Raw genomic sequence first — 12,633 nt, forward strand, 5'->3', positions numbered from 1 at the left:
ACTAGAAGGGAGAATTATTATGCCCAGAATTTTAATTGTAGAAGATGAAGAAGAGATAGCATTGCTGGAGAAGGATTATTTAGAAGTTAATGGATTTATTACAGAGATTGTGTCTGATGGTATGCAGGCATTGGAAAGAGTAGTAAAGGAAAGTTATGATTTAATGATTCTGGATATTATGCTTCCGGGGATGAACGGATATGAAATATGCAGAAAAGTCAGAGATAAAATTGATATCCCAATATTAATGGTAACAGCGAGAACAGAATCGATTGATAAAATAAGGGGACTAGGCTTGGGGGCTGATGATTACATCGCTAAACCGTTTGATCCAGCTGAACTGGTTGCCAGAGTGAAATCCCATCTCAATCGATTTGAGAGGTTAACACATACAACAAAGAATGAAATAAACCGTGAAGAGAAGGGGGTTATTTCAGTTGGTGAGCTTAGAATTTATGTTAACAGTTGGAAGGTGTATAAGGGATCTGAGGAAATTAAGCTTCCGAACAAAGAATTTGAATTATTAAAATTTTTAGCATTAAACCCTAATATGGTGTTCTCTAAAGATCAGATTTTTGAAAGAATATGGGGTTATGATTATATAGGAGATGCAGCCACGGTAACAGTACATGTCAACCGGATCAGAGAGAAAATTGAAGAAGACACGAATAATCCCAGATATATCGAAACAATCTGGGGGGCAGGTTACCGCTTTAACCTGTAAGAAGAAGGACCTTATCATTATTGTAAGGTCCTTTTGTACGGAGGTACAAATATACATAAGAAAGATTTATACTGTAGTAAGTCTGGAATAAAGTTGTAAAAGGATAAGAAGTTAAGTTTTACTATGAATGGTAAACCATTATATAGTAAAGCTTTTTTTGTATGTGGAAAGAGTGCCTGCTAAAGATGGTATTCATTGAAAAATATTGGTTTGTAATAATTTATTGTTTAGAAATTATTTATATTTTTCCTCCTGATTGTTTATGTAAAGTAATTAAAATAGGATTAAAACTATTCGAGAAATCAAAACAATCAATGGAGGATATTCAACAGCTGATTAATGATTTCACAAGTAATGCGAATTATAAAAAACATGCAAGGAAGAAAGGAAACGATACAATGAACGTAACAGAACAGAGCAAAGCTAGGATTATACTTAGCAAAGTACCAGAGGTTACTATTTTTTTCTGGATCATCAAGGTACTATGTACAACTGTAGGAGAAACATTTTCAGACTTTATTAATGAAAATCTTGGATTGGGATTAATAAATACCACAATATTAATGGGAATAATATTTTTTATTGTAGTGTATCTTCAATTTAGAGCTATAAAATATATTCCAGGTTTATATTGGTTAACCGTTGTTCTAATCAGTGTATTTGGAACCTTGGTCACTGATAATTTGACAGACGGGATGGGAGTGCCTCTTGAACTAAGCACAATAGTGTTCAGTATACTATTGCTATTAACTTTTCTTTTTTGGTTTCTTAATGAAAAGACACTCTCGATTCATTCCATTTTCACAAGAAAAAGAGAAGCATTCTACTGGCTCACCATTCTTTTCACCTTTGCGCTTGGTACAGCAGTAGGCGACTTATATTCCGAGAAGCTTGGTCTGGGATATTTGCCCACAGGAATCATTGTTGCAAGTATCATTGTATGTGTATTCTTAGCATACAAATTATTCAAACTTGATTCAGTATTAGCATTTTGGGTTGCATATATTTTTACTCGTCCACTTGGAGCATCACTTGGAGATTACCTATCTCAGCCAACTAAATATGGCGGTTTAGGCTTGGGGGCAACTATTACCAGCGTAATTTTTTTTAGCGCAATATTAGGAATTATTATTTTTCTTGTTGTTACAAAATGTGATATTAATTCGAAACATGAAATCGTTGAAGCTCAAGAAACAAATAAAAGCAATAAAATTGTATTAAAACAAACAACTGCAGTATTATTTGTTTTCCTGGTTGTTGGTTTATCAAGCTATTTTTACTTCAATAACCAGATAGCGCAGGATACTTCACAAACTACATTAAAAGGATTGTTAACAGATTTTATTACAACTGAAAATGATATGCAAAAAGATGTAACTTCAAACAACTTTGCTGTAGCAAAAACAAGTGCTGACGACTTGGAACATGAATGGGACTCTCAGGCAGCGAAGTTGCAAAAAATTGATAAAAAAATGTGGTCACAAATTGATGGAACAATAGATAGTGTTCTAGCTTCTACAAGGTCAAGTAATCCGGATACAAGCAAATGCTCATCATCAATTAGTAATTCTCTCAGCGTCTTAAACAGTGCAAATAAATAGCCTAGGAATTAAAAGTTATGATAAAGTCTTTAGATGATGGTAATCATAGAATAGCATAATCAAATAATAGTTATTACATGATACCCAGACGCACTGCCCTATGGTAGTAATTGAATGTGGCTTTGGCAATTCGTCTGGGTATCATGGAAAATATTCATAAATTTGAAGGGAAGATGGTTGTTGTGTATTTTGGCTGCAATTTGTTCTAATGGCATATTAATATGTAAATCAGCTTATTTTATTTCATTATTATTATTATTATTATTATTATCATTATTATTAGTTTCGTTAGAAGTTGTTCTTTTTGCTTCTTCTTTTGAAGCAATATTTTGCATTTGAGCTGCACCTGTTAACATTAGGCTTCCTACTGCAACAATAAGATTTCCGAGAACATTAACCTCATCAGCATTCTTACCTTCTGAAAGTGAGATGGCAAGTGCATTTGCCAAAACCATTAAATCTTTAGGACATAGATTGTCGATCATGTCATTATCTCACCTGTTCTTAAATAATCTAATATAATAAATAGTATGATTTCTATTTTTGAATGGTGATGATATTTTTGTAGAATAGACAAATAACATTGTCAAAAATAAATCTATCTAATAGTCAAATAAATCTTCCCTATACTTTTTACGGTAACATTGAGATCCAAGAAGAATATGCCATATTCCAAGTGAATAAGGAGAAAAGGTAACATTAAGATACTATAACGAAATATTTGGATCTATAAGTACTTTAAAAATGGTATTATATTATTGGAATAAAATATATGAGAAAAATGCTCTTGTATTGTTACATATCTATGTGATAAATATGGTAGAAATTAGACTTGAAAAAATTTGAAAGAAGATGAAGCAGGATAATGTGGATTTTATTTGCCTTTGGTTCAGCTTTTTTCGCAGGGATAACTGCGATATTAGCTAAGAGTGGAATTAAAAATATGGATTCCAATGTTGCTACTGCGGTAAGGACATTTGTTGTGCTGGTATTTTCCTGGTTATTGGTTTTAATGACTGGAACTGTGGGAACCTTGAATGAAATAAGTGAAAGAACGTGGATGTTTTTGGTCTTATCAGGATTTGCTACAGGTACCTCGTGGCTTTGTTACTTTAGAGCCCTTCAAATAGGGGATGTAAACAAAGTAGCACCAATTGATAAATCCAGTACTGTTCTTACGATGATTTTAGCGTTTGTTTTTCTTGGAGAAGAGATTACTTTTTTAAAGATATTAGCTATGATTCTCATTGGAGCAGGTACTTATCTGATGATAATAAAGAAAGAAACCTCAATACGCAGTCGCATAGATAAATATCAGGATTTTAGTAAAGATGATGTTGAGGAGTTTAATCATTCCAAGAAGAAACTAATAAAATTAACTGTATTCGAGAAACGCTATGAATGGATACTGTTTGCATTTGCTTCAACCATATTTGCCAGTTTAACATCGATTCTTGGAAAGGTCGGAATAGAAGGTGTAGATTCAAATCTGGGTACAGCAATTCGTACTGTAGTAGTGTTTGTCATGGCATGGATCATAGTTTTTGTTACAGGTAAACAACATACAGTAAAGGAAGCAAATTATGGGAATTGGCTTTTTCTTATATTATCTGGCATTGCTACAGGGGCTTCCTGGTTATGTTATTATCGTGCCTTACAAACTGGAGATGCAAGTATAGTTGTGCCTATTGACAAGTTAAGTATTTTAGTGACAATAGCATTTTCATTTATTATGTTTAAGGAAAAACTGAGTTTAAAATCAACGCTTGGACTCATTGCTATTGTAATAGGAACGTTGATATTACTGATTTAGAGTTCCGGAAGAAATCGTTGATGCATTCGTTGGTTTGATCATTGATTATTTCGATAGGAACCTAAAATTAGCAGACGAACCGTTCTGCTGCCTTTCGTTATGTTTTAGTAATCACTATTTTTTCACTTTTTCAATATCCTTATAAGCTAAAAGATAATTTATTCCGGAGACAATGATACCTCCACCGATAAAATTACCTAGAGCGGCTACGGACAAGTTATAAGCAATATCCATGATGGATATGTTAGCACCACCAAAGTAGGCTACAAATAGATAGTACATGTTTGCAACCACATGCTCCGTTCCGCTAAGAACAAATACTGTGATTGCCAACCATACAACAACTACTTTACTAATTTCCTCGCGGCAACTATAAGCTAAGCATACACCGGTAGATACAATGATATTACACAGAATAGCACTGATTAATAGTTGCCCGAAAGGCATGTTTACCTTATGTATTGCTTTTTCAATAACAAACGCCATAACGTTTTCATTGAATATTTTTGAGGCGTGTGTCATATATGCTGTTGCAATTGCACCAATTAAATTCGAAAATAGTATTAAGACTAAAATTCGCATTATTTTATCTATTTTAGTTCTTCCTGCATAAACGGCAATCATTACCATGCTGTCACTGGTATACAACTCTGCTTGCATCAAGATAATAGCTATAATTCCCACGGGGAATACTAATGCACCTAAAAATGCTCCTAAACCTGGATCTGCTACACTTGAGGCTATTTTCAAATAACCGATTGCGCCAATTGAAATATATAATCCAGCTAATATTCCTTGAACCATTAATATGATAAATGTTTTGTTTGCTTTGTGTTTACTTTGATAAAGTATATACTCGGTAAGTGCTTTTGGGCCTGAATAGTTCATTAATATAAATCCTTTCTTCCTTCTATTCCTTGTTCATAAATTTCTGAATAATCATAAGTTCACCACGTAATTTTACGCTAGGGTATATAATAACATATTGTTTGCAAATACAAAACATTTTTATGAAATTATTTGGAACCATTTTATCTAATGTATCAATATTAAAGACTTAAAGTAATCATATTGATGAAAGGATGGGCCGTATGATAATTTTATTTGAAAATTACTATAAATGAAAAGATGCTTTTATTATCTCAGGATAGGATGAACAAAAAGTGTTACTAATGCAATTATAGAGCAAATCCTATGCCAAAATAACCATTTTTTTCCGATGACTTTTCTTTTGATAAATGTTAAAGCAGCACCAATAATAGAAAATAGACAGACAAAACCTAATATATAGGGCAGTATTCCCAAACGATCAAAATAAACAAAAGAAGTAAGCATATGTATCATTCCTGTAATTAATAAGATGAAGGTTGCTGGTTTGTGTATTTTCATTAATTTTGTATCGAGTTTTTTAAACCTAGTTCGTTTGGTAATAAATTTTGCCAAAACTATAAATAATGTGAGCATTGCGAGTTCTGCAGTTAAGGAATCAATTTCCATAAGAATAGAAGTCATAGTAAAATTTCCTTTCTTTTGTTTGGTACAGTATTTGATTTTGTAACCATTGCTGTAGTTATCTTTACTTTTTTAGTATAAATTGAAGTTCTAAACTCCTTGATTATGAGAAATAAATAAGTATTAAACTTTCGTTTAGAGTTTGTTTAAAATAGCATGACGTGGAAATAGCTTAATTTCTATTAGATACAGGCTGGGTAAGTGGTTCAAATCAAACATTACGATAATTTAGGATTTGTTTAATAGTTTTCCAGTCATTATTTATCTTCGGGAGTTATGATTAGGACTATCAATAAAACAATTACATAAAAAAGCAGAGGTAATTATGTTAGAAAAAATGAGGAATAGGTTTTAACGGATGAGCATAAAAAAATGTCTGTGGAGCTTTGATTGCTGGAATGATTTTAGTGTTATAACAGGAATTTTGTTGTATAATAAGTTTAATAACAGATTCATCACAGTCAGGAATGTGTTGCATAAACAACAGGAAATGCAATTACCTGTGAGAAATGTAATGTGTTAGATGTGGATTCAAAATCATGTGGTAATTGTAGTAATTCTATGATTAAGAATAACGAAGAAAAATGGTTAGCGTTACAGAGTAGGAGTATACCGCCCCTCTCTGTTAAGCATATATCGAGGAGGAAGGCAGTGAATAAGGAATGTCAGAGCGTTAAGCGTAGAATTTTTAAATCAAATACTTGCATGGTACTTGTTACACTAAGTCTATTTCTATTTGTACATTTGTTTGCAATTAGATTATTTGAGATGTCATATGAGGGAAATGAGATAAATTCATCAGAGCTAGCAGATAATTCGGATCAGGTAAAAAATATATTTACAAATTGGGAACTATCCGATGATGAAGATTCAATAAGACGTGTTTCAGAACAACTTAAGGAATACGGTTTTAATGTGTGTTTAGAAGAAGACGGGAAGACAATCTATTCAAATGCAGATTTTTCGGTAGAAGATTTAACCAATGAAATTGGTCGATATATAAAGCAGGATGGTAAAGTTCACATATACGTACAAAACTATGTGACAGTGTTAACCAAAAGTGATCAGCATAAACAAATAAATGTATATGCATTAGCAGGTGAATTTCGGGATTTTTGGAATCAAAAAAACAACTTTACAATAATTCTTATATTAGTGTTAATGGATGGTATCATTTGCATAGGTGCACTTTTGTGGATAAGTCAGATTTTTACAAAGAGATTAATAAAACATATAACAATTCCATTAGATGCCTTATCTGATGGAGCAAAGCGAATAAAAGAAGAGAATTTTTCTGAGAAGGTTAAGTACAATGGAGATATTGAATTTGAAGAGGTCTGTGATGCGTTTAATCAGATGCAAGAGCATATCATTGAGGTTAATGCTGAGAAAGAAGCATATGAAAGAGCAAGAATTGATATGGTTTCAGGTATTTCTCATGATTTAAAGACGCCATTGACAGCAATACGAGGAACGATAAAAGGACTTCAAGATGGAGTTGCTCAAACACCTGAGCTAAAAGCTAAGTTTCTTGATACGGCATATAGAAGAACATTAGATATGGATCAACTTTTAGAAAGGTTATTTTATTTTTCAAAACTTGAAACAGGAAACATGCCACTATTTTTCGAAAGAATTGAATGGAAAGAATATTTGGAGAACTTTTGTAGAAAACATGACGTAATCTTAGAAAAGAAAGTTCTTAATCTAAAATTAGAAGATGTACAACGAGGTATATATTCGAATATCGATCGTGAACAAATGAATCGTATACTTGACAACCTGCTGGAGAACAGTAAAAAATATGCTGAGGTAGAAACTGTAAATGTTATTATTCGTACGTATTTGAAAGAATCTTACTTTGTCTTAGAAGTTTCAGATAATGGTTATGGAGTTGCAAAAGAAAAGTTAAATCATATTTTTGAACAGTTCTTTCGAGGCGATGAATCAAGAAATAAAAAAGAAGGCAATGGCTTAGGTCTCTATATTGTAAAATATCTTGTAGAAGCAATGGGTGGATCAGTTACCGCAGAAAACAGAGATGGACTTATTATACAGTTAAGTTTACCAATTATAGAGAAGGGTGATAGTTAAATGAATGAAAAGTATAAAGTACTCATTATAGAAGATGATGAAGATATAAGTATGATAGAACAAACATATTTGGAAGCAAGCGGTTTTGAAACACTTATTGTGAGTGATGGAAATAAAGCAATATCAATATTGACAACGGGGAAATTTGATCTGATATTACTTGATCTCATGCTTCCGGGTAAAAGTGGTTATGAAATATGTAAAGAAATAAGAGCCCAACTAGATATCCCCATACTTATGGTTACAGCTAGGACAGATTCAGTAGACAAAATCCGTGGGCTTGCATTAGGAGCTGATGATTATATTGCTAAGCCATTTGATCCTGCTGAGCTTGTGGCAAGGGTTAATGCAAATATTAGGCAGTATACCAGAGTTGCAAAAGTGAATCAGATAGAACAAGAGCAAAAGAATGATGAGGTATGCGTAGGTAATATACGAATTCTTTTGCAAGGATGGAAAGTATATAAAGGGGAACAAGAAATTCGTTTTCCAAACCGAGAATTTGAACTATTAAAGTTTATGGCTACAAACCCCAATATTGTTTTCTCAAAAGAGCAATTATTTGAAAAAATATGGGGTTATAATTATGTTGGTGATAGTGCCACAGTTATGGTGCATATTAACCGAATTCGTGAAAAAATTGAAGATGACAGTAAGAACCCCCAAATATTAGAGACCGTATGGGGTGCTGGATATCGCTTCAATAAATAACATAAGTTGGGGGCTGAATATTTAAGTTTTTACATGATGGAGGATCTTATGAGTAATAATATTCAACAATTACAAGAAGAATTGGCGGAACTAGTTGCTCGACATTCTGATTGTGAAGGAACACATACCACTGAAATACCTTCCCTAAGTATTTCTTGTCATACAAAGCCATATTATTCGAATGGTGTATTCAAGCCTTATAAGATAAATAAACCATCCATTTATATTGTTGTACAAGGAGTAAAAGATGTTACAGTTGGTGAAGAACATTTTAGATATGGGTCACCATATTATATGGTATCATCAATGGATTTGCCAATCATCGCAGAAGTTTATGAAGCCTCGGTATTAAAACCAAACTTGTCTTTAAAAATTGAGTTTGCTCATAGTAGCATTTTGGAATTATTAAGTGCGGATGAACTCCAGATGAATATAAAGAAAAAATCACAACGTAGCTTAAATGTAGCCAAATCAGATGAATCATTGTTGGATGCGATAGTGCGGTTAGTTCGACTATTAGAAAATCAGAATGACATACCAATTCTTTCCGGATTATATACGAAAGAAATATTATATAAAGTTCTTCATGGTGAACATGGAGAAGCGTTAAGACAAATAGTGAGTGACGGAAGTCCGGCGGTGTATATCCAGAAAGTGGTTCAATATATAGTGGAACATTATCAAGATACATTTAACGTGGAAATGTTAGCGGATGTTGCCCAAATGAGTGTCCCATCATTATATAGACATTTTAAGGAAATTACTGCAATGAGTCCAATTCAATTTCAAAAACAGTTACGACTACAAGAAGCTCGAAGATTATTAATTGATGAACCATTGGATGTTGCTGAAGCTGCGTCACTTGTTGGCTATGAGAGCACAACACAATTCATACGGGAATATTCTCGTATGTTTGGATCTTCCCCAAGAAAAGATGTCAAACGCATTAAAAGACAGGAGCAAGAAGGGGAAACATAGAGGTTATAAAACTTAATATAATAATATCAGAGAGCGTAATGATGTGTACAGATCATTGCGCTTTTTGTTTTTATTATTTGAACAATACTTGATGAAGAATACTAAGTCAAAATACATCTTCCAAACATAATTGATAGGATTAGGCAATTTATTGATTGGATCATGCTACCACATATTCATGTTATGGATATAAAATATTCTTAACCTCAAGCGATAATAGTTGAGGTTGTCACTTGAAAAATTGACACATGAAAGAATATAGGAGGTAGAATATGCAATATATTAAACTTGGTAATTCTGGACTAGAGGTATCACCGATCTGTATTGGATGTATGGGATTTGGAGATCCATCCCTTGGACATCCTACATGGGCGCTTGGAGAGGAAGGAAGTAAGCCCATTGTGAAACATGCACTTGATGCGGGAATAAACTTCTTTGATACTGCAAATTTGTATTCACAAGGAACAAGTGAGGTTGTAATCGGCAAACTTCTTAAGGAATATGCAAAACGAGAAGAAGTCGTCATAGCTACAAAGTTAGGTGCACCTACACGATCAGGTCCAAACTCGTTTGGACTTTCACGCAAAGCAATCATGACGGAGATTGATAATAGTTTAAAACGACTCGGAACTGACTACATTGACTTATACCAAATTCATCGAGCAGATCCATTTACACCATGGGAAGAAACGTTGGAAGCACTCCACGATCTTGTAAAGATGGGGAAGGTTCGTTATTTGGGAGCATCTACAATGAGAGCTTGGCAGTTTGCTAAGGCACTTCATATTCAGAAAAGAAATGGCCTGACACGTTTTATCTCAATGCAACATAATTACAATTTAGTTGCTCGTGAGGAAGAGAATGAAATGATACCACTTTGTGCTGATGAGGGAATACAGACGATGATTTACAGCCCACTTTCACGCGGAATGCTGGCTCGATCATGGGGTGAAAAAACAGCGCGTTCTGAATCTGAAGCCGGTGCAGCAAAATACTTTTTGGCAACTGCTGAAGCAGATGAAAAAATTGTTGCTGCGATAGGTCAAGTTGCAGAGGGACGAGGTGTAAGTCGAGCTGCGATCTCTCTTGCATGGTTATATCGTAATCCAGTTGTTGCTGCCCCAATTGTAGGTGCATTAAAGACCAGCCATATAGACGAAGCGCTTAAGGCTATCGAGATTAATTTAACCAAGGAAGAAGTTAACCTATTAGAATCCGCATACACTCCCCGAATTGATGTGAATGTAAGAAATTCTGATCCGAAAGCAATCGCACAAATGGCTGCAACGGTCGGAATCAAAATTGCTTTGCCTACAGATTAAGGAAGCTCGTTATAATTACGTTGGCAAAAGCCATATCGCCCCAAAAAGCTCTGAAACTATGCAAACATGGTTCCGGAGCTTTTTTGGGCTCTTTGTGAAGAGTTGGAGTTGTTACAGCAATCAAAAATCAGCTGAACTTCCTGCATGGTAAGTACAGTCATATGATCTCCTTCATAATAGTTTGAGATTTTATTTTAAAGGTTTACGCTTCGTTTTCAAAATGGTAAAATGGAAATAAACTCCAAATTATAGCCAAACTAGCTGACTACAACAAAAGGTTAGTCATTACTTTAAAGACCAAAATATGTACCCGTGTACACATTATTGAGTATTGCCAATTTATTTCCAATTAGTAATAATAATTAAGAATGCACTAATTTTACGGGAGGATAATATGGCTAAATTAATTATTGATACGAATGTTACTATTGGAAAAATCAACCGTAATATATACGGCCATTTTTCAGAGCACCTCGGGCGTTGCATCTACGGTGGTTTGTTTGTGGGCAAAGACTCGGTAATTGCTAACACAAATGGAGTGCGAAACGATGTTGCAGAAGCGTTGAAGAATATCAAAATCCCCGTTCTTCGCTGGCCTGGTGGTTGTTTTGCTGACGAATACCACTGGAAAGACGGCATTGGTAATACTCGCAAGAAGATGATAAACACGCACTGGGGTGGCGTTGTTGAAGATAATAGTTTTGGAACACACGAATTTCTTGAATTGTGTGAACAGCTTGAATGCGAGCCGTATATTGCTGGTAACCTCGGTAGTGGTACGGTTCAAGAGATGTCCGAATGGATTGAGTATATAACATTTAAAGGAATTTCGCCAATGGCAGATTTACGAACTAAAAATGGTAGCGCCCAGCCTTGGATACTCAAATATTTTGGTATCGGAAATGAAAACTGGGGTGGTGGCGGAAATATGCGGGCAGAATATTACTCCGATGAATACCGTCGTTATCAGACGTATTGCCGTAATTATGGCGACAATAAGCTCTATAAGATTGCTTGCGGTTCTGGAACGGAAGATTATAACTGGACAGAAACACTTATGAAGTATTGCACTCCGTTTATGGATGCAATGTCCATACACTACTATACCATTCCCGGTGATTGGAACGAAAAGGGAAGTGCAACGGTTTTTGATAACAATACATACTATGCAACATTAGAGAAGGCACGTAAAATCGAGGGCATAATAGATACTCATCTTGCTGTTATGGATAAATATGACCCCGAACACAAGGTGGACTTGGTCATAGACGAGTGGGGCACATGGTTCGATGTTGAAGAAGGCACAAATCCCGGATTTTTATACCAACAAAACACAATGCGGGATGCATTGGTGGCTGCATTGTCGCTTGACATATTTAACGCTCGTTGTACACGCATCAGCATGACGAATATTGCTCAGATTGTTAATGTATTGCAGTCGATGATTCTCACAGAGGGCGAAAAAATGATTCTTACACCAACATATCATGTATATGATTTGTACAAGCGCCATCAAGACGCTAGGTGTGTTACTCACTCCATTGAAAATAGAATTGTTAGCGGATTACCGCAACTTTCGTCAACTGCTTCTTGTAACGAGGACGACGAGGTAACACTTACAATTTCCAATATATCACTCATTGATCATGTGGAAATCAGCATTTTAATTAGGGGAGCTGATGTTCATACCGCCATCGGACGGATTCTTACAAACAAAGCGGACGCATACAATACATTTGATACACCGAATAATGTTAAACTTGAAACTCTTGAAGTCAAGATAGAGAATGGGGAAGTAATATTCATATTACCACCTTGTTCGGTTGCAGAGATAGTGCTTAAATAACGGATGTAGTTTGTGCCATTGGGCGTCAAAAA

Annotated in this window: 11 protein-coding genes; 8 read left to right on the forward strand and 3 right to left on the reverse strand. The window is 34.6% G+C overall.

The features are described 5' to 3' along the window. The first annotated feature begins 19 nt into the window (after window positions 1–19). Together AC6IWN_RS01920 and AC6IWN_RS01925 are read left to right on the forward strand one after the other, a co-directional pair. A complete protein-coding gene (locus AC6IWN_RS01920) occupies window positions 20–724 on the forward strand; it encodes a response regulator transcription factor (protein WP_497990523.1) in 705 nt (234 codons plus the stop codon). A gap of 185 nt (window positions 725–909) precedes the next feature. Beyond that, the gene (locus AC6IWN_RS01925) at window positions 910–2,325 is read left to right on the forward strand and encodes a COG4705 family protein (RefSeq protein ID WP_497990524.1); all 1,416 of its coding nucleotides are present in this window, start codon (window positions 910–912) and stop codon (window positions 2,323–2,325) included. 233 nt (window positions 2,326–2,558) lie between these two features. Here AC6IWN_RS01925 and AC6IWN_RS01930 read toward each other — a convergent pair whose 3' ends face one another. Further along, entirely contained in the window at window positions 2,559–2,810 is a 252-nt protein-coding gene (locus AC6IWN_RS01930) for a hypothetical protein (RefSeq protein WP_497990526.1), read from the reverse strand. Window positions 2,811–3,190: 380 nt separating this feature from the next. Here AC6IWN_RS01930 and AC6IWN_RS01935 point away from each other — a divergent pair, with 380 nt between their 5' ends. Continuing rightward, window positions 3,191–4,138 (forward strand): EamA family transporter, encoded by a 948-nt coding sequence (locus AC6IWN_RS01935; protein ID WP_497990528.1) that lies wholly within the window; start codon window positions 3,191–3,193, stop codon window positions 4,136–4,138. A 114-nt stretch (window positions 4,139–4,252) separates the two neighbouring features. Here AC6IWN_RS01935 and AC6IWN_RS01940 read toward each other — a convergent pair whose 3' ends face one another. Together AC6IWN_RS01940 and AC6IWN_RS01945 are read right to left on the reverse strand one after the other, a co-directional pair. Then, the gene (locus tag AC6IWN_RS01940) at window positions 4,253–5,026 is read right to left on the reverse strand and encodes a formate/nitrite transporter family protein (RefSeq protein ID WP_497990530.1); all 774 of its coding nucleotides are present in this window, start codon (window positions 5,024–5,026) and stop codon (window positions 4,253–4,255) included. 249 nt (window positions 5,027–5,275) lie between these two features. Beyond that, the gene (locus AC6IWN_RS01945) at window positions 5,276–5,650 is read right to left on the reverse strand and encodes a hypothetical protein (RefSeq protein ID WP_497990532.1); all 375 of its coding nucleotides are present in this window, start codon (window positions 5,648–5,650) and stop codon (window positions 5,276–5,278) included. A 651-nt stretch (window positions 5,651–6,301) separates the two neighbouring features. Here AC6IWN_RS01945 and AC6IWN_RS01950 point away from each other — a divergent pair. The 5 genes from AC6IWN_RS01950 to AC6IWN_RS01970 all read left to right on the forward strand — a co-directional run bounded on the left by AC6IWN_RS01950 (window position 6,302) and on the right by AC6IWN_RS01970 (window position 12,601). Next, the gene (locus AC6IWN_RS01950; protein WP_497990534.1) at window positions 6,302–7,744 is read left to right on the forward strand and encodes a sensor histidine kinase; all 1,443 of its coding nucleotides are present in this window, start codon (window positions 6,302–6,304) and stop codon (window positions 7,742–7,744) included. Further along, window positions 7,745–8,455, forward strand: coding sequence for a response regulator (locus tag AC6IWN_RS01955; RefSeq protein WP_497990536.1), 711 nt, complete (start codon window positions 7,745–7,747; stop codon window positions 8,453–8,455). Between the two features lie 48 nt (window positions 8,456–8,503). After that, on the forward strand, window positions 8,504–9,433 hold the full coding sequence (locus tag AC6IWN_RS01960; RefSeq protein WP_497990537.1) for an AraC family transcriptional regulator: 930 nt from the start codon (window positions 8,504–8,506) through the stop codon (window positions 9,431–9,433). Window positions 9,434–9,705: 272 nt separating this feature from the next. Continuing rightward, the gene (locus AC6IWN_RS01965) at window positions 9,706–10,755 is read left to right on the forward strand and encodes an aldo/keto reductase (protein ID WP_497990539.1); all 1,050 of its coding nucleotides are present in this window, start codon (window positions 9,706–9,708) and stop codon (window positions 10,753–10,755) included. A gap of 394 nt (window positions 10,756–11,149) precedes the next feature. Beyond that, complete coding sequence (locus AC6IWN_RS01970) at window positions 11,150–12,601, forward strand: alpha-N-arabinofuranosidase (RefSeq protein ID WP_497990541.1); 1,452 nt, start codon at window positions 11,150–11,152, stop codon at window positions 12,599–12,601. Window positions 12,602–12,633 lie beyond the last annotated feature (32 nt).

This window comes from Variimorphobacter sp. HTMS_6 (assembly GCF_059717775.1).